Raw genomic sequence first — 20,206 nt, 5'->3', positions numbered from 1 at the left:
CATGCATCCTTAAAAGCGGTCCTTGCGGCCGCGGATCTCGGCGAAGACCGCCACCGGGTCGGCCCCGGCCATGCCGAGGGCGGCCTGGACCTCCGGCCGGTCGGCGCGCAGGAAGGGGTTGGTGGCCTTCTCGACGCCCAGCGTGGAGGGGATGGTCGGCTCGCCGCGCTCGCGCTGTGCGGCGATCTCCGCCGCGCGGGACCTCAGGGCGGCGTTGTCCGGCTCCACCGTCACGGCGAAGCGGGCGTTGGACAGGGTGTATTCGTGGCCGCAATAGACGCGCGTGTCGTCCGGCAGGCCGCGCAGCTTGACCAGAGATGTCCACATCTGGGCCGGCGTGCCTTCGAACAGCCGCCCGCAGCCGAGCGCGAACAGCGTGTCGCCGCTGAACAGGGCCTTGGCCTCTGGAAACCAGAAGGCGATGTGGCCGGAGGTGTGGCCGGGAACGAAAAACACCTGTGCGGTGAGCGATCCGAACGAAATGGTCTCGCCTTCGCCCAGGCACGTCTCCATATCGGGAATGCGGGCCGCGTCGGCGCGCGGGCCGATCACGTCGGCGCCATAGCGCGCCTTCAGCGCGTGGTTGCCGCCGATGTGGTCGTTGTGATGGTGGGTGTTGAAGATGTGCGTCAGCGTCCAGTTGCGCCGCTCCAGTTCCGCCAGCACAGGCTGTGCGTCGCCGGGGTCGACGACACCCACGGCGCCGCTGGCCGGGTCGCGCAGGAGGTAGATGTAATTGTCGGCGAAGGCCGGAATCAGGTGGATGTCCATGGCTTTGGGCCCCTCCCGCATGAATGGACGTTTGATCGAAACGTGATAGCCTGGGATGACCATGTACACCGATATCGTCGATCTTCGTGAATTCTACGAGTCCGGGCTTGGTCAGGCTGCGCGGCGGATGATCCGTCGGCGCATCCGCACCATATGGCCCGACCTGCGCGGGCAGATCGTGCTGGGGGTCGGCTACACGACGCCCTATCTGCAACCCTTCCGCGACGAGGCGGAGCGGGTGTTCTCCATCATGCCGGCGACCCAGGGCGTGACCTTCTGGCCGCCGGGCGGGCCGGGGCTGGTGGCGCTGGGCGACGAGGCGGACCTGCCGCTCGCCGACATGTCGGTGGACCGTGTGCTGCTCGTCCATGGGCTGGAGGGGACGGAGCAACTCCGCCCGATGATGCGGGAGATCTGGCGCGTGCTGGCCGGCGGCGGGCGGGTGCTGGTGGTGGTGCCGAACCGCCGCGGCCTGTGGGCGCGGGCCGACTGGACGCCCTTCGGTCATGGCTTTCCCTATTCGGCCTCGCAACTGAAGCAGGTTCTGCGCGACACCATGTTCGTACCGGAGCGCACCGGGCACGCCCTGTTCCTGCCGCCGCTGCGCTCCCGCTTCCTGATGAAGACAGCACCGGCCTGGGAAGAGGTCGGCTGCCGCTGGTTCAAAGCCTTCGCCGGCGTCACCATGATCGAGGCGTCCAAGCAGATCTTCGCCGGGGTGTCGCGCAAGACCCAGCAGCCGGCCAAGCGCCGCCTGATCGTCCCGCTTCCCGGCGGCGCGGCCCCGGCCCGCCGCCCGGCGGGGTCCGGCGCGTGGCGGGTGTCGGAGGAACCGTAAGCCTTGCTCCGGGGCCGTTGCGGTTTGTAACCTTTCTGGTCACCGCAGCGGATCGGACCCCATGACGAAGGCGAGTGTTCTCATCGTCCCCGGACTCGGCAATTCCGGCCCGGACCACTGGCAAAGCTGGCTGCAGCAGCGCCACCCGTCCTTCTCGCGGGTCGAGCAGGCCGACTGGGACGCGCCGGCCCTGGAGGACTGGGTGCGGTCGCTGGAACAGGCGGTGGCCGCCGCGGCCGCCCCGGTGGTGCTGATCGCCCACAGCCTGGGCGGCATGACGGTGGCCCATTGGGCCGTGCGGAGCGGCTCGTCGGTCGGCAGGGTCGCCGCCGCCCTGCTGGTCGCTCCGCCCGACGTCGAATCGGCGGAGCGCACGCCGCCGGAGGTCCACGGCTTCGCCCCGGTGCCCACCGATCCGCTGCCCTTCCGCGCGCTGGTGCTGGCCAGCCGCAACGACCCTTACGCCGCGATCGAGCGTTCCTGCGCCTTCGCGGTGGGGTGGGGCGCCGACTTCATCGATGCGGGCGATCTCGGCCACATCAACACCGCCGCCGGCTACGGACCCTGGCCGGACGGCGAGCGGCTTGTTCTCGACCTGCTGCGCGCGGTGGACGGCGGCGCTTGAGCCGTCACTGCGGCTGGCCGCTCACCGTCTTCACGCCCTCGCCGTAGGTGAATTCCGGTGCCCGCACGAGTTCGGCCGCCGGCAGGTCCAGCGTCGGCGGCGTGGAGCCGTCGCTGCTGGCGGCCGCGCCCGCGATGTCGGTGCGCAGCATGCTGACCGGCAGGGACCGCAGCTTCCCGTCCGCCCCGCTGCCCTCGGCGGGAGCCAGCACGATCCGTTCGATCGAAGCGGCGCTGCCGTCCAGCGTGAAATCCTTGATGGAGCCGCCGGGCTGACCGTCGCGGGTCCGCACCTCCTTGCCGATCAGGGTCCGCGCCTCCTCCGGGGTCAGCAGATGGGGAATCGCGGCGACGGAGGGGGCCGCGCGCTGCATCTCGTCGGAGGGTGCGTCGCCGCCGAGCCCCTCCGGCGAGGCGGCGGGTGGGGTGGCCGGGGTGTCGTCCGGGCGCGGCGCCGTCATCAGCGGGGGACGCGCGGCGTCCGGTGACGCTTGCGGCGTTTGCGCGTAGGCGGTGCCGGACAGCAGCAGGGCGACGGCCGATGCGGCGAGGACGGAGGAAGGGATGAGGCGCATGGTGCGTGGCTCCCGCTGGTCTGTTGTTGAACGGACTTTGCCTATCAACAGCGCCAGCGGGGCAGGGGTTGCATTGCCGGGAAGCGGCGGGGTCCGCTCAGTCCCGGCGCAGCAGGAAGACGCCCTGCTCGCCCAGCAGGTTCGCGAGCCCGGAATGGGCATGGCCGGTGATCCTGCCGGCGCGGTTCACGATCATGCAGCGCTCGATGCGGATGCCCATCTCCTCCGCCAGGACGACGAAGTCCTTGATCGTGCAGAAATGGATGTTGGGGGTTTCCCACCACTGGTAGCCCAGTTTCTCCGTCACCGGCATGCGCCCGGTCAGCAGAAGCTGCACGCGGATGCGCCAATAGCCGAAATTGGGCACCGACACGATGGCCCGCCGCCCGATGCGGGTCATCGTCTCCAGCACCGTCCGCGGTTCCCGCATCGCCTGGAGGGTCTGGCTGAGGATCACGTAGTCGAAGGCGCCCGGCGGGTAGTCCTTCAGGTCAGTTTCGGCGTCGCCCTGGATGACCGACAGGCCCTGGGCCACGCACTGGTGCACGCCGTCCATCGACAGCTCGATCCCGCGCGCGTCCACCCCCTTCTGCCGGGACAGGAAGGCGAGCAGGGCACCGTCGCCGCAGCCGACATCGAGCACGCGGCTGCCCGGCTCCACCATCTCCGCGATCAGCTTCAGGTCGGTGCGGATGCCGTTGCCGGAGGCGGCGCGGGCGGCGGCTTGATTCTCGTCGAGGGGGCTCATGGCCGGGGCGTCATGGTCTGGAGGGGCGTGTCAGGCCGCGGTGCTCGGCGCAGCCGTCCAGGAAGCCGCGGACCACCTGATGGAATTCCGGCTCGTCGAGCAGGAAGGAGTCGTGCCCCTTGTCGGTGCGGATCTCCACGAAGCTGACGTTGGCGGCCACGGCGTTCAGCGCGTGCACGATGGCCCGCGATTCGGAGGTCGGGAACAGCCAGTCGCTGGAGAAGCTGGCGAGGCAGAAGCGCACCGGGGTGCCCTTGCCGTCCTTGCGGAAGGCGTTGGACAGGGTGCCGCCCCCGTAATCCGCGGCGAGGTCGAAATAGTCCATCGCCCGCGTGATGTAGAGGTAGGAGTTGGCGTCGAACCGCTCGACGAAGGTGATGCCCTGGTGGCGCAGATAGCTCTCCACCTGGAAATCGGCGTCGAAGCCGTAGGTGACGGTCTGGCGGTTCTGCAGGTTGCGCCCGAACTTGCGGTGCAGCGCCGGCTCCGACAGGTAGGTGATGTGCGCGGCCATGCGCGCCACCGCCAGCCCGCGGTGGGGGCGGGTGCCCTCCAGCAGGTAGTTGCCGCCGGCCCAGTCCGGGTCGGCCATGATCGCCTGCCGGCCGACCTCGTGGAAGGCGATGTTTTGCGCCGAGTGGCGGGCCGCCGTGGCGATCGGCACCGCGGCGAAGACCGACTCCGGATAGGCGACGGCCCATTGCAGGACCTGCATGCCGCCCATCGAGCCGCCGATCACGCAGAAGAGTTGGTCGATCCCGAGATGCTCCACCAGCAGCTTCTGCGCGCGCACCATGTCGCCGATGGTGATGACAGGAAAGCCGAGGCCGTAGGGCTTGCCGGTCGCCGGATCGGTCTCCTTCGGGCCGGTGGAGCCCATGCAGCCGCCGATCACGTTGGAGCAGATGACGAAATAGCGGTCGGTGTCGACCGGCTTGCCGGGTCCGACCAGCATCTCCCACCAGCCGGGCTTGCCGGTCACCGGATGCTGGTCGAGCACATAATGGTCGCCGGTCAGCGCGTGGCAGATCAGGACGGCGTTCGACCGGTCCGCGTTCAGCGCGCCGTAGGTCTGGTAGGCGACCTCGAAGGGGCCCAGTTCCGCCCCGCTGTCCAGCCGCATAGGCCGGTCCACCCCGAGCGTGACCCGGTGGCCGGGCATCGTCGCGGGCTCGGCAGGCACGGCGGCAGACACGGCGGCAGCGGGGTTCGGCGCGGACATGACGGGTTGGGAGCCTCCGGAAAACGGGAGCTCATAGCTACGGACCGGCGGTTGGGAGTGTCAACGTTTTCTTTGATTTCGCGTCGCTTGCGGACTACTACTATCCGGCTTTGGATTCGCCCTGGATTTGACGGTTTCCCGCCCCATGCCTCCGCCCAAGTCCCCGCTCGACGATCTGCGCCGCGAGATCGATCACATCGACGATACGATCCACGACCTGCTGATGCGCCGCACCGCGGTGGTGGAGCGCGTCGGTGTCGTGAAAAGCCAGATCGAGGCCGCGGAAGGCCAGATCAGCGGGAACCCCCAGACCCCGATCTATCTGCGCCCGGCGCGCGAGGCGGTCATCCTGCGCCGCCTGATGGCGCGCCACGCCGGCTCCTTCCCGGCGATGGCCGTCGCCCGCATCTGGCGGGAGATGATCACCGCCTTCACCCGGCTCCAGGGCCCCTTCGCCGTCGCGGTCTACGCGCCGGAGGACCGCCGCGGATTCTGGGACGTGGCCCGCGACCATTTCGGCAGCGTCGTTCCGATGACCGCCGTCAACTCCCCCGCCGCGGCCATCCGCGCGGTGTCGGAGGGCACGGCCACGGTCGGCGTCGTTCCCTACCCGGCGGAGGACGACGCGGACCCCTGGTGGCGCTTCCTGGTGTCGTCCGACGCGCGCACGCCGCGCGTGGTGGCGCGGCTGCCCTTCGCCGGGCGCGGCAACGCCCGCGGCGAGGACCGCGACGCGCTGGCCATCGCGCTGGTCCCGCACGAGCCGACCGGCGACGACCGCACCCTCCTGGGGATCGAGCTGGGGCATGACCTCAGCCGCGGCCGGCTCAAGGATCATCTGGAGACGAGCGGCCTCGCCCCGACCTATTTCTGCACATGGCACGCCCGCGACCCGTCCGGCCCGTCGATCCATCTGGTCGAGGTTGCCGACTTCGTCGACCACACCGACCCGCGCCTCGCCGCCTTCGCCGGCCGGCTGGGCGACATCCCGGTGCGGATCAACATCGTGGGCGGCTACGCCGTCCCGCTTCATTTCTCCCACGACGCCCGCAAGGTCTGAGACCTGACATGACCCAGCCGAACAACGGCCCGGCGCCCCGCCCGGGGATTCTCGACATCGCCCCCTATGTCGGCGGCGAGCATGCGGGGCACATCCGCCTCGCCTCCAACGAAGGCGCGCTCGGCCCGAGCCCGCGCGCCGTGGAGGCCTACAAGGCCGCCGCGGGCGAGCTGCACCGCTACCCGGACGGCGGCTCCGCCAAGCTGCGCAAGGCCATCGCCGAGCGCTTCGGCCTGGACGCCGACCGCGTGGTCTGCGGCGCCGGCTCCGACGAGCTGATCGCCCTGCTGATCCGTGCCTACGCCGGACCGGGGGACGAGGTGCTGTACTCGCAGCATGGCTTCCTGATGTACCCGATCGGCGCCAAGTCGGTCGGCGCCACGCCGGTCCAGGCGCCGGAGACGAACCTGACCACCGACGTGGACTCGCTGCTGGCCCACGTTACGCCGCGCACCCGGCTGGTCTTCGTCGCCAACCCGAACAACCCGACCGGCACCTACATCACCGCCGACGAGATGGCCCGCCTGCACGCCGGCCTGCCGGAAAACGCCATCCTGGTCATCGACGCGGCCTACGCCGAGTACATGAACCACAACGACTATTCGGCGGGGCAGGAGTTGGTGGACCGCTTCCCCAACGTGGTGATGACCCGCACCTTCTCGAAGATCTTCGCGCTGGGCTCGGTCCGGCTCGGCTGGGCCTATTGCCCGGCGGGGATCGCCGATGTGCTGAACCGCGTGCGCGGTCCCTTCAACGTCTCCTCCGCGGCGCAGATCGCCGGGGTGGCGGCGCTGGAGGACACCGCGTTCCTGGAGCGCTCGCGCAGCCACAACACCGAGTGGCGGGAGTGGTTCGTCCAGCAGGTCCAGGGGCTGGGGCTGAAGACCCATCCCAGCGTGACGAACTTCGTTCTGGTCGATTTCGCCGGCCAGACCGCCGGGAAGGACGACGCCGAGGCGGCGCGCCTGTTCCTGAAGGGACGCGGCATCCTGGTCCGCCAGATGCCCGCCTACGGCCTGCCGAGCTGCCTGCGCGTCACCATCGGCACGGAGGCCGAGATGCGCGAGGTGGTGCAGGCGCTGAAGGACTTCCTGACGGCGTAACAGGGCCGTCGAATCGAACTGAAACAGGCCGGGCCTCGCGTCCGGCCTTTTCGTTTGGGCCGTTGCAAGCGTCCGGCTGACCAAACTTTCCCTTGGTCACGCGGCGGCTTGGTGCTTTATAGCGGGGCGTTCTGCAACCCATCCGCAGCCGGTGCCTTGAGATCATGAGCGAGACCGCCACTCCCTTGTTCGACCGCGTCGCCATCGTCGGCGTCGGTCTGATCGGTTCGTCCCTGGCGCGGGCGCTCACGCATTACGGGGTGGCGCGTCAGGTCGTCTGCGCGGACCGCAGCCCCGAGCATTGCGCTAAGGCGATGGAGCTGGGCATCGTCGAGCGCGCCACCACCGATCTGGCGGAAGCGCTGGAGGGTGCGGACGTGGTGGTCCTGGCGACTCCCGTTGGCGCCTTCGCCGAGGTGGGAGAGCAGCTCGGGCCGCTGCTGCGCCCGGGCATGATCGTGACGGACGTCGGCTCGGTGAAGCAGGCGGTGCTGCGCGACGTCGGGCCGCACATCCCGGACGGCGTGCACCTGATTCCCGGCCACCCGGTGGCGGGGACCGAGCATTCGGGGCCGGAGGCCGGCTTCGCCACCCTGTTCCAGGGCCGCTGGTGCATCGTCACCCCGCCGCCCGGCGCCAACGAGGGCGCGGTGGACAAGGTGGTGACGATGTGGCGCCGCATCGGTTCCACAGTGGAACTGATGGACGCCAACCACCATGACCGCGTGCTGGCCATCACCTCGCACCTGCCGCACCTGATCGCCTACACCATCGTCGGCACGGCGTCCGACCTGGAGGACGACACCAAGTCCGAGGTCATCAAATTCTCGGCCGGCGGTTTCCGCGACTTCACCCGCATCGCCGCCAGCGACCCGGTGATGTGGCGCGACGTGTTCCTGAACAACCGGGAAGCGGTCCTGGAAATCCTCCAGCGCTTCACCGAGGACCTGACCGCCCTCCAGCGCGCCATCCGCTGGGGCGAGGGGGAGCAGTTGCAGGACCATTTCACCAAGACCCGCGCCATCCGCCGCGGCATCATCGACGCCAAGCAAGCCTGACCGGTCCGGTTGCGCCGTATGGCTGGCGCAACCGTTTGACGTCCTATTTTCACATTAAAATTGCGATAAATAATAATCGCACATATGTGAATTACACATCAGGCAGCAAAAGACGACTTGCCTGATAGGGATCGCCCGTGTTCAATAATCCCCGGCACCGCGCCATCGACCGTCAGCTTGGGGAACACCGTTCATGCCGTCGCGCTTCAGCCAGAGCCTCATCGCCATCGGGCTGGTGACATTGGCCGCCCTGGCGACCGCCAGCGCCGCGAGCCGCAGCACGATCCTGAACGTTTCCTACGACCCGACGCGGGAGCTGTACGAGGAGTTCAACCCGGCCTTCGCCCGCACCTGGTCGGAGGCGTCGGGGGAGACGGTGGTCATCCACCAATCGCACGGCGGATCGGGCGCGCAGGCGCGCTCGGTCATCGACGGGCTGGACGCCGACGTGGTGACGCTGGCTCTGGGCTACGACGTGGACGCCATCGCCGACGCCGGGCTGATTGCCAAGGATTGGCGGACGCGCCTGCCGAACAACAGTTCCCCCTACACCTCCACCGTCGTGTTCCTGGTCCGCAAGGGCAACCCGAAGCGGATCAAGGACTGGGACGATCTGGTGAAGCCGGACGTGGAGGTGGTCACGCCCAACCCGAAGACCTCGGGCGGGGCGCGCTGGAACTACCTCGCCGCTTGGGCCTATGCGCTGAAGAGCAACGGGAACGACGAGGCCAAGGCCAGGCAGTTCGTCGCCGAGCTGTACCGGCATGTTCCGGTGCTGGACAGCGGCGCCCGCGGGGCTGCGCTGACCTTCGCCCGCAAGGGTGTCGGCGATGTTCTGCTGACCTGGGAGAACGAGGCTTTCCTGTCGCTCCGGGAGTTCGGTGCCGATCAGTTCGAGATCGTCGTGCCGTCCCTGTCCATCCTCACCGAGCCGCCGGTCGCCGTGGTGGACAGCGTGGTCGACCGCAAGGGCACCCGCAAGGTGGCCGAAGCCTATGTGCAGTATCTCTACACCCGCGAGGGGCAGGAGATCGCCGCGCGGAATTTCTACCGGCCCCGCCACCCCGAGTTGGCGCGGCAATATGCCGGACGCTTCTCCCCGGTGGCGCTGGTGACCGTGGACGACGTTTTCGGCGGCTGGCGCAAGGCCCAGGCGACCCATTTCGCGGAGGGCGCCCTGTTCGACCAGATCCAGGCGGCGCCCCGCTGAGTCCCAGGAATTCAACGCTTATTCACAGAACGGGAGGGCCAGACACCATGAGCACGACATCAACCCCCCGGACCACGGACTCCCGGAGCACGGATGGCGACGCCAACCCGCTGACCGGCGTGATCGCCGAGAACATCCGCAACTTTCGGCTCCGCCAGGGGCTGTCCGTCGATGCGCTTGCCAAGCTGTCAGGGAACAGCCGGGCGGAGCTGACGGCGGTGGAGGCCGGGCAGGGGCCGTCCAGCATCGATTTCCTGTGGACCATCGCCCGCGCGCTCGACGTGCCCTTCTCCAGCCTGCTCAGCAGCGGGGGCAGCGGCGGGACCACGGTGATCCGGCGGGCGGACAGCCGGCCGCTGGCCTCGCGCGACGGGCGGTTCAGCTCGCGGGCGCTGTTCCCCTTCCGCGGCGAGCGGCAGGTGGAGTTCTACGAACTGCGCCTCGCCCCCGGCACCGACGAGCGGGCTGACGCCCACACCATCGGCACCGTGGAGAACATTCTGGTCGGGCGCGGCGTGGTCGAGATCGAGACCGGCGACGGCACCCACCGGCTGGAGGAGGGCGACACGATCCAGTTCGACGCCGACGCCCCCCACGCCTACCGCAACGTGGGCGACGGCGAGGCGCTGCTGTATCTCGTGATGACCTACGTCTTCTGATTCTGGCGTTCTCTGGCCCTGGATCAGGCGGCGGTCCGCACGCTGGCGTCGCCGTTGGCGGGGGCCTGCGGTCCACTGTCGCGGGACATCTCCGTCTTCAGGGCGGCGGCGAGCTGCCGGAAGGTCTCCTTGCGGCCGGAGGTGCGGCGCCAGACCAGCCCGATCCGGCGGAACGGCCGCTCCCCGCCCAGCGGGCGGACCACCACATCCAAACCGCGCAGAATCCCCGAGTCGAGCGCCATCTGCGGCAGCAGCGTCACCCCCAGCCCGTTGGCCACCATCTGGACCAGCGTGTGCAGGCTGGTGCCCTGGAACGCGGCGCTTTGCCGCGCCCCTTCCATGGAGCAGGCGGCCAGCGCGTGGTCGCGCAGGCAGTGCCCGTCCTCCAGCAGCAGCAGATCGTCCAGTGCGACGTCGGACGGGCGGGGCGTCGTGACGTCGCTCAGCCGGTGCTCGGGCGTGCAGACCACGGAAAAGCGGTCTTCGGCGATGTCGATCGATTCCACGTCGCCGGACGGATAGGGCAGGGCGAGGATGGCCGCGTCCAGTTCCCCCGACTCCAGCCGGTCGAGCAGCCGGGCGGTCTGGTCCTCGCGCAGGAACAGCTTCAGCTTGGGAAAGCTGTCGCGCAGGGCCGGCATCACGCGGGGAATCAGGAAGGGGCCGATGGTCGGGATCACACCCAGATGGAGCGGTCCGGACATCGGGTCCTCCACCGAGCGGGCCATGTCCACCAGTTCCTCCGCCCCCTTCAGGACGAGGCGGGCGCGGTCGGCGATCTCGCGGCCCAGCGGGGTCGGCAGGACGGTGCGCCGCGTGCGCTCCAGCAGCGGGGCGCCCAGCAGATTCTCCAATTCCTGGATGCCGGCGCTGAGCGTGGACTGGCTGACGAGGCACGCCTCCGCCGCCTTGCCGAAATGGCAGCGATCGACGACGGCGACGAGGTAGTGGAGCTGACGCAAGGTGGGGAGGGGCTTCATGCACCGCACAATAATCGGTTTTATCGATCAAAGCGATTGGTATTTTTCGCTTCCATCGCTGACCCATTGCCCCTAACTTCCCTGGTGTCAAGCGACCAACGAGGGGGGAGCAGACTTCCGGCAGGGATGCCGCGGCACCGGTAGCCCATATGGGACACCATTGGGAAGACGGGGCCAAGCGGGCAGGACACCGGAGTGACGCTTGCTCCAATCATTCAGACTGATGGAGAAATCATGTCCTTGATCAACACCGAGATTAAGCCGTTCAAGGCGACCGCTTTCAAGGGCGGCAAGTTCATCGACGTCAGCGACGCCGACCTGAAGGGCAAGTGGTCGGTCGTCTTCTTCTACCCGGCGGACTTCACCTTCGTGTGCCCGACCGAGCTGGAAGACCTGGCCGATAACTACAGCGAGTTCCAGAAGCTCGGCGTTGAGATCTACAGCGTTTCGACCGATACCCACTTCTGCCACAAGGCCTGGCACGACACCTCGCCGGCCATCGGCAAGATCGCCTACACCATGGTCGGCGACCCGACCGCCACGATCTGCCGCAACTTCGAGATCCTGATCGAGGAGAAGGGCCTCGCCGACCGCGGCACCTTCGTCGTCGACCCGGACGGCAAGATCCAGATCGTCGAGATCACCGCCGGCGGTATCGGCCGCGACGCCCGCGAGCTGCTCCGCAAGGTGAAGGCCGCCCAGTACGTCGCCTCGCACCCGGGCGAGGTCTGCCCGGCCAAGTGGGAAGAGGGTGAGAAGACGCTCGCCCCGTCGCTCGACCTCGTCGGCAAGATCTAAGCCTCTCCGGCTTGATCCTCTGGGAACCGCCGGCCGCACAACCGCGGCCGGACGGTTCGGCCGCGGCCACGCCGGCCGCGGCGCCACGGCTTCGGGCCCGGATCGATTCCGGGCCCGGATCACGAGTGGCCTTCATCCGTTCAAAAAAAGTCTGTTCAAAGACACCCTGCTGCCCGGACCCGCCCTGGCGCCACCGGGCTCGCTTCGAAAAACCACTTTCGGGAGCCCTCGCCGTGTTGGATAGCAACGTCAAAGGCCAGCTCAAGGCCTATTTCGACAAGATCACGCAGCCCATCGAACTGGCCGCCTCCCTGGACGACGGCGCCAAGTCGCAGGACATGCAGGCTCTGCTGCAGGACATCGCGTCCCTGTCGGACAAGATCACCTTCGTCCGCACCGACGACGATGCGCGCAAGCCCTCCTTCGCGATCAAGCGCACCGGCACCGACATCGGCGTCCGCTTCGCCGGCCTGCCGATGGGCCATGAATTCAATTCCCTCATCCTCGCCCTGCTGCAGGTTGGTGGCCACCCCTCCAAGGAGTCGGCGGAGGTCATCGAGCAGGTGAAGGCGCTGGAGGGTGAGTACCGCTTCGAGACCTACTTCTCGCTGTCCTGCCAGAACTGCCCCGACGTGGTGCAGGCCCTGAACCTGATGAGTGTCCTGAACCCGCGGATCAAGCATGTCGCCATCGACGGCGCGCTGTTCCAGCAGGAGGTCGACTCGCGCAAGATCATGGCCGTGCCGTCCATATTCCTGAACGGCGAGCCGTTCGGCCAGGGCCGCATGGGGCTGGAGCAGATCCTCGCCAAGATCGACACCGGCGCCTCGCAGCGCGACGCGGAGAAGATCAAGGCCAAGGACGCCTTCGACGTGCTGGTGATCGGTGGCGGCCCGGCCGGCGCCGCGGCGGCGATCTACGCGGCCCGCAAGGGCATCCGCACCGGTGTGGCGGCGGAGCGCTTCGGCGGTCAGGTGCTCGACACCATGGCCATCGAGAACTTCATCTCCGTCTCCCACACCGAGGGTCCGAAGCTGGCCACCGCGCTGGAGCAGCACGTCAAGGAGTATGAGGTCGACGTGATGAACCTGCAGCGGGCGGACAAGCTGATCCCCGCCGAGGGTCCGGGCGGCCTGATCGAGGTCCAGCTCGCCAACGGCGCCTCGCTGAAGTCCAAGACGGTGATCCTGTCCACCGGCGCCCGCTGGCGCCAGATGGGCGTCCCCGGCGAGGACGAGTACCGCAACAAGGGCGTGGCCTACTGCCCGCACTGCGACGGCCCGCTGTTCAAGGGCAAGCGCGTGGCGGTCATCGGCGGCGGCAACTCCGGCGTGGAAGCGGCCATCGACCTCGCCGGCATTGTCGCCGAGGTGACGCTGATCGAGTTCGACAGCCAGCTCCGTGCCGACGAGGTGCTCCAGCGCAAGCTGCGCAGCCTGCCCAACGTGCGCGTCATCACCTCGGGCCTGACGACCGAGGTGCATGGCGACGGCACCAAGGTGACCGGCCTCAGCTACAAGAACCGCAACACCAGTGAGGTGCACCGCATCGACCTGGAGGGCATCTTCGTGCAGATCGGCCTCGTGCCCAACACAGAATGGCTGAAGGGCGCTGTGGCGCTGAGCCCGCGCGGCGAGATCGAGGTGGACGCCCGCGGCCAGACCTCCGTCCCCGGCGTGTTCGCGGCGGGCGATGCGACGACGGTGCCCTACAAGCAGATCGTCATCGCCATGGGCGAGGGCTCGAAGGCGGCCCTATCGGCCTTCGACTACCTGATCCGCATGGCGCCGGTCGAGGCCGTCGCCGCGGCGTAAGGGGGACGGATGGTTTGGGAGGTGGCCGTGTATGGCCCCCCTCCCGGCCTCCCCCCGCTATCGCAGGGGGAGGAGAAAAGCCCTCCCCTGCGAAAGCGGGGGAGGGTTGGGTGGGGGCCCGTCGCGTGCCCCCGCTCCCGTCAGCGCAGTCCCGCCAGCACCTTGTCCAACGTGATCGGGAAATCGCGCACGCGCACGCCGGTCGCGTGATGGATGGCGTTGGCGATGGCGGCGGGAACGCCGACGATGCCGATCTCGCCGACCCCCTTGGCGCCCAGCGCGTTGACCATGTCGTCATGCTCCTCGACGAACAGCACGTCGATGTCCGGCACGTCGGCGTTCACCGGGACATGGTACTCGGCGTAGTCGTGGTTCATCACGCGGCCCAGCCGGTGGTCGGTGAAGGCCTCCTCCTCCAGACCCATGCCGATGCCCCAGACCACGGCGCCCTGGATCTGGCTGCGCGCCGTCTTGGGGTTGATGATGCGTCCGGCGGCGATGGCGCTGACCACGCGCGATACCCGGATGGTGCCGAGATCCTCATCCACCCGGACCTCCACGAAGACCGCGGAGTGGGTGGCGAAGGTGTGCCGCGCCCGCGCCAGCAGATAGGGCAGGGCGCGCGCCTCCTCCTCGATGCTGAGGGTGCCGGAGCCGCGCATCACGTCGGTGATGGACAGCCGCCGCGCCCGGTCGTTCCGGACGATCAGATGGCCGTCGGCGAAGAGAATATCCTCCTCCGCCACGCCCTTCAGCGGGCTGTCGTCCCGCTTGCCGGCCAACGTCACCAACTGTGACCGCACCCGGTCGCACACCGCCTTCACTGCCGACCCGACGGTGGAGACGGTCCAGGACCCGCCTTCGATGGGGGCGGTGGGCAGCGAGGAATCGCCCAGGCAGAAGGTCACCTCCCCGATCGGCAGGCCCAGCACGTCGGCGGCGATCTGCGTCATGACGGTGTAGGTGCCGGTGCCGATGTCGGCGGTGGCGCTGGACACCACCAGCTTGCCGTCGACGCCCAGGACGGCCTTGGCGGCGGCCTGCCCCTGCATGGCGTCCCACACGCCCGCCGCCATGCCCCAGCCGATCAGTTCGCGCCCGTCCCGCATGGAGCGCGGCGCGGGGCTGCGCTTCGCCCAGCCGAACCGCTCCGCCCCCTGCTGGAAGCAGGCCCGCAGCTCCTTGCTGGAGAAGGGGTTTCCGGTGTTGGGGTCGGTCTCCGTGTAGTTCCTCAGGCGAAGCTCCAGCGGGTCCATGCCGAGTTTGCCGGCCAACTCGTCCATGGCGATTTCCAGCGCCGTGACACCGGTCGCCGCCCCCGGCGCGCGCTGGTCCAGCGGCGTGTGCACGTCCAGCCGCGTCAGCGTGTAGTCCAGCCGGACGTTGTCGCACTTGTACTGCTGGCCCGACCAGTTGACGACGATCTCCACATAGTTCTCGTTCCGCGAGCTTTCCTGCACCGCCTCATGGATCAGCGCCCGCAGCGTGCCGTCGCGGTCGGCGCCCAGCGCCACCCGCTGGATGGTTTCGGGCCGGTGGCCGAAGCTGAACATCTGCGGGCGCGACAGCTCCACCCGGACGGAGCGTTTCAACTGCGTCGCCGCCAGCATGGCCATGAAGAGCTGGTGCTGCGGCCGCAAGCCGGAGCCGAAGGCGCCGCCGACGAAGGGCGACATCACCCGCACCGCGGATTTGGCCAGGCCGAAGACGTTGCAGATGTAGGTGTGGCAGTTCTGCGCGCCCTGGGTCTTGTCGTGGACGGTCAGCGTGCCGTCGTCGTGGTGTAGGACCGTGGTGGCGTGCATCTCCATCGGGTTGTGGTATTCCGCGGCCTGGGTGAACTCCGCGTCCACCTTGACGGGCGAGTCGAGGAAGGCCTGCTCCGAGTCGCCGCGCGGCTTCGGCGGGGGTTGGAAACCGCCCTTGTCCTTGCCGGGGGTGAAACTGTCCGCGCGGTTGGCGCGCAGGTCGGTCTGGTGGGGCGCCGCCTCATACTCGATGTGGACGAGGCGGGCGGCGTAGCGGGCCAGTTCGAAGCTCTCGGCGATCACCAGCGCCACCGGCTGGAGCGCGTGGTGGATCTCCGCGTCGTAGAGCGGGCGGAAGGGCGCCCCCTTCGGCGCGTCGTCGTCCTTCCACTTGCGGTCGAACCAGGCGAGGCTCGGCCGGTTCTCATGGGTGAAGACGTGAATGACGCCGGGCAGGGCGAGTGCCGCCGCCGTGTCGATGCGGGTGATCCGCCCACGCGCGATGGCGCTGGAGACGATGTAACCGTGAGCGAGGTCCGGCAAGCTGAACTCGGCGGCGTAATGGGCGTCACCGGTCACCTTTTTCCGCCCGTCCACCCGGCTGACGGGCTTGCCGATGGGGCCGTTGGGCTCCGTCAGGAAGCCGGGGATGCTGGGAATGGCGATCATGGACGGGGCGCTCCCTTGCGCTCGGCGGCTTCGGTCAGGGCGCGGACGATGGCGCGCTCGGCGAGGTCGATCTTGAAGCTGTTGTGCTCGTGCCCCTTGGCGTCGCGCAGCAGCACGCGCGCGGCGGCGCGGAAGCTGTCGGGCGTGGCGGGCTTGCCGACGAGGGCGGCCTCCGCCTCCGGGTCGCGCCAGGGCTTGTGGGCGACGCCGCCCAGCGCCAGACGGGCGTTGCGGACGGTGCCCCCGTCCATCTCCAGACCCGCCGCCACCGACACCAGCGCGAAGGCGTAGGAGGCGCGGTCGCGGACCTTCAGATAGGTGGAGTGTTCGGCGAAGCCCCTGGCCGGCAGGTCGATGGCCGTGACGAGGTCGCCCGGCTGCAAGGTGGTGTCGATCTCCGGGCGGTCGCCGGGCAGGCGGTGGAACTCGGCGAAGGGGATGCTGCGCTCGCCGTCCGGCCCGGTCACCTGGACCACCGCGTCGAGCGCCGCCAGAGCGACGCAGAGGTCGGAGGGGTGGACGGCGATGCACCGGTCGCTGGCGCCCAGGATGGCGTGGATGCGGTTGACCCCGCCGATCGCGCCGCAGCCCGACCCCGGCTCCCGTTTGTTGCAGGGGGTGGCCGTGTCGTAGAAGTAATAGCAGCGCGTCCGTTGCAGCAGGTTGCCGCCGTTGGTCGCCATGTTGCGGAGCTGCGCCGAGGCGCCGGCGAGGATCGCCATGGACAGCATGGGGTAGCGGGTCTGCACGCGCTCGTCGTAGGCGGTGTCTGCGTTGCGGGCCAGCGCGCCCAACCGCAGGCCGCCCTCCGCCGTCTCCTCGATCCGGTCCAGCGGCAGGCGGGAGATGTCGACCAGCCCCTCCGGCCGCAGCACATCGGCCTTCATCAGGTCGAGCAGGTTGGTCCCCCCGGCGACGAAGGCGGTTCCGGAGGCGCCGGCCCGTCCGACCGCGTCCGCCGCGCTCTCGGCGCGGGCGTAGGTGAAGGATCTCATGGCGCGCCCTCCGTCTTCGGGGCGGCGGTGGCCATGGCCTGCCGGATCGCCGCGACGATGTTGGGATAGGCCCCGCAGCGGCAGAGGTTGCCGCTCATCAACTCGCGGATCTCGTCGTCGGTGGTGGCCTTGCCTTCGGCGATCAGCCCGGCGGCGGAACAGATCTGGCCCGGCGTGCAATAGCCGCACTGGAAGGCGTCATGCTCGATGAAGGCTTCCTGGAGCGGGTGGAGCGCGTCGCCGGTGGTCAGCCCCTCGATGGTGGTGACCTTGCGGCCGTCCTGCATCGCCGCCAGCGTCAGGCAGGAATTGATGCGCCGCCCGTCCACCAGCACGGTGCAGGCCCCGCACTGGCCGTGGTCGCAGCCTTTCTTGGTGCCGGTCAGGTCGAGGTGCAGGCGCAACGCGTCCAGCAGCGTCGTCCATGGCGCGAGGTGAAGCGTCCGCTCCACCCCGTTGACGTTCAGCGTGACGGGAATTGGTTCGGGCGGCGGGGCGGGGGCCGGGCGCAGGCTGGCCTTGAGCTGTGCCATGGAGACTCCGGATCTGCGGGGGAGCGCCGGACGCCGCCACGATCAAGGACGGCGCCGGCTTCACATGTCCGGACAACAGGAGGCTGGCACCGCCGTTCCGCAGCCGGAACGAACCGGCCGGCAACGGGTGCCTGGCATCCTGGCACAAGCTGAAACGGTGGAATGTCGGTGGGGTGCCGTTACTTCTTCGTGGGACCGGCGATGCCGGACTTTTCCGCGGCGTCCAGCAAGGTGACGACCTCCGGAGCGACCCACCAACGGCAGCGCTTGCGCTCGTCGCTCGACACGGCGATGACGCGGTCGATCAGGCGGGTTTCGGCAGCGCCAAACGTCTGCTGCTGCCGCAAGGCCGCCTCGATCACCCCGGCAAGCGCGATGTCGAGCGCGGTGATCTCGATGGGATAGCTCAGCATGTCCGCCAGATCGGCGAGCTGACCGAGCGTCCGCAGCCCTTCCGCGGCGCCGGTGGAGGACAGGCGGCGGAAGACCGTGGCGACGTGGTTGCCGTCCTCGGTCCGCCACGGCTTGCCCGACGACACGATGCCGCGCCGCGCCAACTGCGCCTGGAACTCGTTGACGAAGCGCACGCGCTCCATCAGCGGGTCGAGCACGCTGTGCATGGTCAGCGCCTCGATCCGCCGGGCCAGCACGGGAGCAAGGTCCTCGTGCACCGCGTTGCTCAGCTCGCGGAAGGCCTGATGGACCATGTTGCGTTCGCGGTCGGTGGTGTCCAGCTCCAGCGCGTGGACGGCGTCGTACCAGGCCAGGAAATGCTGGAGCTGGGCGGAGGGATGGTCGCGGTCGTCCACCGCGTCCGCCACCAGCAGGCCCGGCTTGCTGAGGAAGCTGCCGGTCAATGTGGCCTTCAGCGCCTCCGCGGCGACCAGAAGGCGGCCGATGATGGCGTCCTTGGCCACAGCGACGGGGAAGGCTTCGAAGAGGCGGGTCGCCAGGGCGGCGTCGTCGCGCCTGTGCAGGCCGGCCACCGCGAACATGGCCGCCCCGTCGCGCGTGCAGTCGCCGCGGCGCACCATCTCCCGCGCCAGACGCACCGGGTCGCCGTGCAGCAGCGACGGCAGGGGCTGGTCCGCCCAGGCGGGGGCCGCCAGAAGGATGGTTTCCATCCGCTCCAGCTCCGCACGGGCGACGCCCTCGCGCTGGCGGACGCCGTGGCGTTTCAACATCTGCGCGCGGAAGCCCGACACCTCGGCCAGGAAGGCGGTCGCCGCCGCCGGCGTCGCGCGCAGGCGGGCCAGCACGGCGAGGCTGCGCTGGCGCAGCTCGTCTGCCCAGCCCTGCGCCTCGGCGGAAGCGAAGATCTCGTTGAGCGGTTGGTCCTTGGCGAGCCGGGCCACCGTCTCCTGGACGCGGCCGACCAGCGGTTCCATGCGCGGAGCCAGGGCGAACCACCAGGCGCTGACGTCCGCCAGATGCAGCGCGCCGGCCAGCCGGACCCCGCTGGTCAGCAGGGAATCGTCGCGCAGGATCAGCGCGTCGAACAGGCCGGTCCAGACGCGCCGCGCGTGCTCGGACCGCCGCCCGTTCAGCATGGTGACCAGCATCTGGGCGACCGGCTCGGCCATGTCCTCCAGATAGCCGTCGCGGATCATCTTGTAGAGCTGGAGCTTCTGCCCATGATCCAGCGGGGCCAGCACGTCGGACACACGCTTCAGGCTGTTGTCCTGCCCGCCGGGCAGATCGGGCAGGGCGAGATGGAGCGGAAGCGCCGTCGCCGCATCGGGAGGGGCGCCGTCGGCCGCCTGCGTCTCTTTCGACATCCGGAGCTTTGCCATGGTCGGATCCGTCCGCATCGAAGCGTGTGGAAATTCAATCTAAGATCGATTGGATATGGTTGTTAGAATATGCCTAAAAAGCCTAACGAATCGCTAAGCGGTGACAAAGACAGATTTTCACGGTCTCTATGACGAAATGCAACAAGGTTGGCGAAACTGAAAGCAAAGATAAGTCATTGACCGTTACATTTAAAACACAACCCAAACACTCATGCCTCATCCTTTCAACGGGCGGGTCTTCGCCGGCTCAGCGGGCTTGCGCGCGGGAATCGGCGGCGCACTGCGTTCCCGCCCTTCCTCTCCAAGGAATCCTTGCGCCGCGACGACGGCGGAGCGCCACGGGCGGTCCATCGCCATCCAGTTCTCGAAGGGCAGGCGGTCGAGGGGCAGGCCCGGCCAGGATGCGGAAAACAGGCCGGAGATCATCCAGCCGGCCAGCAGCGTGACCGCCAGCTGCTCCGAGAATCCGCCGGTCTTCAGGATGGGCAGCGCGAAGTTGCGCCGCCGCTTGATCGGCCAGAGCAGCGGCAGCCCCGCCGGGGTCAGCAGGTCGCCCGCCAGATGGGTCAGATAACCGATCAGGAAGGGCAGGATCAGGTGCGAGTAGTCCGCGTACTCGTGCAGGACCCAAAAGCATCCCGCGATGGCCAGCGTGGAATGGGTGACGCCGCGATGCCCGAAGACGGCGGAGATCACGTTCGACAGGGGCCGCATCAACTGGCCGAGCGTTGATTTGGGATGGTCGATGTCCGGCGCCAGCGACCCGATCACCGCCGCCCCGAACGCCACCACGTCAAAAGGCAGGCCGAAGCGCGCCGAGGCGTAGAACCACGCCGCCCCGCCGACGATCATGTGGGAAGAGGCCATCATGGGCGGTCACCGCAGGGCGAGCGATGAGGCACAGGGCGTCAGAACGCGCGAAGGCTGTGCCTGGGTGACGGCCACTCTGTCGGATGCTCCCGGATTCCTGGATCCTAACATTAGGACAGAAGTCGCGCCCACACAATC

19 protein-coding genes are annotated in these 20,206 nt (G+C 68.8%); 9 read left to right on the top strand and 10 right to left on the bottom strand.

Translation table 11 applies throughout. From position 1 onward, the window contains the following. Positions 1 to 9: 9 nt before the first annotated feature. Positions 10 to 771 (bottom strand): hydroxyacylglutathione hydrolase, encoded by a 762-nt coding sequence (gloB, locus tag AMK58_RS19210; protein WP_059399302.1) that lies wholly within the window; start codon positions 769 to 771, stop codon positions 10 to 12. A gap of 61 nt (positions 772 to 832) precedes the next feature. On the opposite strand from gloB, the gene AMK58_RS19205 reads away from it, so the two are divergent. Then, positions 833 to 1,609: a class I SAM-dependent methyltransferase gene (locus AMK58_RS19205; protein ID WP_035678754.1), complete on the top strand. Its 777-nt coding sequence runs from the start codon at positions 833 to 835 to the stop codon at positions 1,607 to 1,609. A gap of 61 nt (positions 1,610 to 1,670) precedes the next feature. Continuing rightward, positions 1,671 to 2,234: an RBBP9/YdeN family alpha/beta hydrolase gene (locus AMK58_RS19200; protein WP_035678711.1), complete on the top strand. Its 564-nt coding sequence runs from the start codon at positions 1,671 to 1,673 to the stop codon at positions 2,232 to 2,234. Positions 2,235 to 2,238: 4 nt separating this feature from the next. On the opposite strand, the gene AMK58_RS19195 is transcribed toward AMK58_RS19200, so the two are convergent. From AMK58_RS19195 to metX, 3 genes are all read right to left on the bottom strand, one after another. Further along, positions 2,239 to 2,808, bottom strand: coding sequence for a PRC-barrel domain-containing protein (locus AMK58_RS19195; protein ID WP_059399301.1), 570 nt, complete (start codon positions 2,806 to 2,808; stop codon positions 2,239 to 2,241). A 97-nt stretch (positions 2,809 to 2,905) separates the two neighbouring features. Beyond that, a complete protein-coding gene (gene metW / locus AMK58_RS19190; protein ID WP_051140593.1) occupies positions 2,906 to 3,556 on the bottom strand; it encodes a methionine biosynthesis protein MetW in 651 nt (216 codons plus the stop codon). 10 nt (positions 3,557 to 3,566) lie between these two features. Next, positions 3,567 to 4,778 (bottom strand): homoserine O-acetyltransferase MetX, encoded by a 1,212-nt coding sequence (gene metX / locus AMK58_RS19185; protein WP_051140594.1) that lies wholly within the window; start codon positions 4,776 to 4,778, stop codon positions 3,567 to 3,569. A gap of 145 nt (positions 4,779 to 4,923) precedes the next feature. Here metX and AMK58_RS19180 point away from each other — a divergent pair, with 145 nt between their 5' ends. The 5 genes from AMK58_RS19180 to AMK58_RS19160 all read left to right on the top strand — a co-directional run bounded on the left by AMK58_RS19180 (position 4,924) and on the right by AMK58_RS19160 (position 9,868). After that, on the top strand, positions 4,924 to 5,838 hold the full coding sequence (locus tag AMK58_RS19180) for a chorismate mutase (RefSeq protein ID WP_059399300.1): 915 nt from the start codon (positions 4,924 to 4,926) through the stop codon (positions 5,836 to 5,838). 8 nt (positions 5,839 to 5,846) lie between these two features. Then, positions 5,847 to 6,941 carry a histidinol-phosphate transaminase gene (gene hisC / locus AMK58_RS19175; protein WP_035678717.1) on the top strand — a complete coding sequence of 365 codons (1,095 nt, stop codon included), beginning with the start codon at positions 5,847 to 5,849 and terminating at the stop codon, positions 6,939 to 6,941. A 164-nt stretch (positions 6,942 to 7,105) separates the two neighbouring features. Continuing rightward, the gene (locus AMK58_RS19170) at positions 7,106 to 7,999 is read left to right on the top strand and encodes a prephenate/arogenate dehydrogenase family protein (protein WP_104675395.1); all 894 of its coding nucleotides are present in this window, start codon (positions 7,106 to 7,108) and stop codon (positions 7,997 to 7,999) included. 193 nt (positions 8,000 to 8,192) lie between these two features. Continuing rightward, complete coding sequence (locus tag AMK58_RS19165; protein WP_035678723.1) at positions 8,193 to 9,209, top strand: sulfate ABC transporter substrate-binding protein; 1,017 nt, start codon at positions 8,193 to 8,195, stop codon at positions 9,207 to 9,209. Positions 9,210 to 9,256: 47 nt separating this feature from the next. Further along, positions 9,257 to 9,868, top strand: coding sequence for a helix-turn-helix domain-containing protein (locus AMK58_RS19160; RefSeq protein WP_079285414.1), 612 nt, complete (start codon positions 9,257 to 9,259; stop codon positions 9,866 to 9,868). Positions 9,869 to 9,891: 23 nt separating this feature from the next. Here AMK58_RS19160 and AMK58_RS19155 read toward each other — a convergent pair whose 3' ends face one another. Next, entirely contained in the window at positions 9,892 to 10,848 is a 957-nt protein-coding gene (locus AMK58_RS19155; RefSeq protein ID WP_035678724.1) for a hydrogen peroxide-inducible genes activator, read from the bottom strand. A 234-nt stretch (positions 10,849 to 11,082) separates the two neighbouring features. Here AMK58_RS19155 and ahpC point away from each other — a divergent pair, with 234 nt between their 5' ends. Further along, complete coding sequence (gene ahpC, locus AMK58_RS19150; protein ID WP_059399299.1) at positions 11,083 to 11,646, top strand: alkyl hydroperoxide reductase subunit C; 564 nt, start codon at positions 11,083 to 11,085, stop codon at positions 11,644 to 11,646. A 233-nt stretch (positions 11,647 to 11,879) separates the two neighbouring features. Beyond that, entirely contained in the window at positions 11,880 to 13,460 is a 1,581-nt protein-coding gene (gene ahpF, locus AMK58_RS19145) for an alkyl hydroperoxide reductase subunit F (protein WP_059399298.1), read from the top strand. A 140-nt stretch (positions 13,461 to 13,600) separates the two neighbouring features. Here ahpF and AMK58_RS19140 read toward each other — a convergent pair whose 3' ends face one another. From AMK58_RS19140 to AMK58_RS19120, 5 genes are all read right to left on the bottom strand, one after another. After that, positions 13,601 to 15,877 (bottom strand): xanthine dehydrogenase family protein molybdopterin-binding subunit, encoded by a 2,277-nt coding sequence (locus tag AMK58_RS19140; protein WP_104675394.1) that lies wholly within the window; start codon positions 15,875 to 15,877, stop codon positions 13,601 to 13,603. Further along, the gene (locus tag AMK58_RS19135; RefSeq protein ID WP_035678726.1) at positions 15,874 to 16,872 is read right to left on the bottom strand and encodes an FAD binding domain-containing protein; all 999 of its coding nucleotides are present in this window, start codon (positions 16,870 to 16,872) and stop codon (positions 15,874 to 15,876) included. Before AMK58_RS19135 ends, AMK58_RS19140 begins: the two co-directional genes overlap by 4 nt. Next, positions 16,869 to 17,405, bottom strand: coding sequence for a (2Fe-2S)-binding protein (locus AMK58_RS19130; protein WP_051140596.1), 537 nt, complete (start codon positions 17,403 to 17,405; stop codon positions 16,869 to 16,871). The genes AMK58_RS19135 and AMK58_RS19130 overlap by 4 nt, the downstream gene beginning before the upstream one ends. Positions 17,406 to 17,584: 179 nt before the next feature. Further along, positions 17,585 to 19,198 carry a hypothetical protein gene (locus AMK58_RS19125; RefSeq protein WP_079285413.1) on the bottom strand — a complete coding sequence of 538 codons (1,614 nt, stop codon included), beginning with the start codon at positions 19,196 to 19,198 and terminating at the stop codon, positions 17,585 to 17,587. A gap of 216 nt (positions 19,199 to 19,414) precedes the next feature. Then, positions 19,415 to 20,068 carry a metal-dependent hydrolase gene (locus AMK58_RS19120; protein WP_035678729.1) on the bottom strand — a complete coding sequence of 218 codons (654 nt, stop codon included), beginning with the start codon at positions 20,066 to 20,068 and terminating at the stop codon, positions 19,415 to 19,417. Positions 20,069 to 20,206: the final 138 nt, after the last annotated feature.

This window comes from Azospirillum brasilense (assembly GCF_001315015.1).
In the GTDB taxonomy this organism is placed as follows: domain Bacteria; phylum Pseudomonadota; class Alphaproteobacteria; order Azospirillales; family Azospirillaceae; genus Azospirillum; species Azospirillum brasilense.
The sequence above is the reverse complement of the archived record's forward strand: the minus strand, read 5'-3'. Positions and strand labels throughout refer to the sequence as shown.

Excerpts from the sequence above, each read along its gene's own strand:
- metW (WP_051140593.1), bottom strand. The coding sequence starts at position 3,556 with ATGAGCCCCCTCGACGAGAATCAAGCCGCCGCCCGCGCCGCCTCCGGC.
- AMK58_RS19120 (WP_035678729.1), bottom strand. The coding sequence starts at position 20,068 with ATGATGGCCTCTTCCCACATGATCGTCGGCGGGGCGGCGTGGTTCTAC.
- ahpC (WP_059399299.1), top strand. The coding sequence starts at position 11,083 with ATGTCCTTGATCAACACCGAGATTAAGCCGTTCAAGGCGACCGCTTTC.
- hisC (WP_035678717.1), top strand. The coding sequence starts at position 5,847 with ATGACCCAGCCGAACAACGGCCCGGCGCCCCGCCCGGGGATTCTCGAC.
- AMK58_RS19140 (WP_104675394.1), bottom strand. The coding sequence starts at position 15,877 with ATGATCGCCATTCCCAGCATCCCCGGCTTCCTGACGGAGCCCAACGGC.
- AMK58_RS19130 (WP_051140596.1), bottom strand. The coding sequence starts at position 17,405 with ATGGCACAGCTCAAGGCCAGCCTGCGCCCGGCCCCCGCCCCGCCGCCC.
- AMK58_RS19155 (WP_035678724.1), bottom strand. The coding sequence starts at position 10,848 with ATGAAGCCCCTCCCCACCTTGCGTCAGCTCCACTACCTCGTCGCCGTC.
- gloB (WP_059399302.1), bottom strand. The coding sequence starts at position 771 with ATGGACATCCACCTGATTCCGGCCTTCGCCGACAATTACATCTACCTC.
- AMK58_RS19195 (WP_059399301.1), bottom strand. The coding sequence starts at position 2,808 with ATGCGCCTCATCCCTTCCTCCGTCCTCGCCGCATCGGCCGTCGCCCTG.
- AMK58_RS19125 (WP_079285413.1), bottom strand. The coding sequence starts at position 19,198 with ATGGCAAAGCTCCGGATGTCGAAAGAGACGCAGGCGGCCGACGGCGCC.
- AMK58_RS19200 (WP_035678711.1), top strand. The coding sequence starts at position 1,671 with ATGACGAAGGCGAGTGTTCTCATCGTCCCCGGACTCGGCAATTCCGGC.
- AMK58_RS19160 (WP_079285414.1), top strand. The coding sequence starts at position 9,257 with ATGAGCACGACATCAACCCCCCGGACCACGGACTCCCGGAGCACGGAT.
- AMK58_RS19135 (WP_035678726.1), bottom strand. The coding sequence starts at position 16,872 with ATGAGATCCTTCACCTACGCCCGCGCCGAGAGCGCGGCGGACGCGGTC.
- AMK58_RS19180 (WP_059399300.1), top strand. The coding sequence starts at position 4,924 with ATGCCTCCGCCCAAGTCCCCGCTCGACGATCTGCGCCGCGAGATCGAT.
- AMK58_RS19170 (WP_104675395.1), top strand. The coding sequence starts at position 7,106 with ATGAGCGAGACCGCCACTCCCTTGTTCGACCGCGTCGCCATCGTCGGC.
- metX (WP_051140594.1), bottom strand. The coding sequence starts at position 4,778 with ATGTCCGCGCCGAACCCCGCTGCCGCCGTGTCTGCCGCCGTGCCTGCC.
- AMK58_RS19205 (WP_035678754.1), top strand. The coding sequence starts at position 833 with ATGTACACCGATATCGTCGATCTTCGTGAATTCTACGAGTCCGGGCTT.
- AMK58_RS19165 (WP_035678723.1), top strand. The coding sequence starts at position 8,193 with ATGCCGTCGCGCTTCAGCCAGAGCCTCATCGCCATCGGGCTGGTGACA.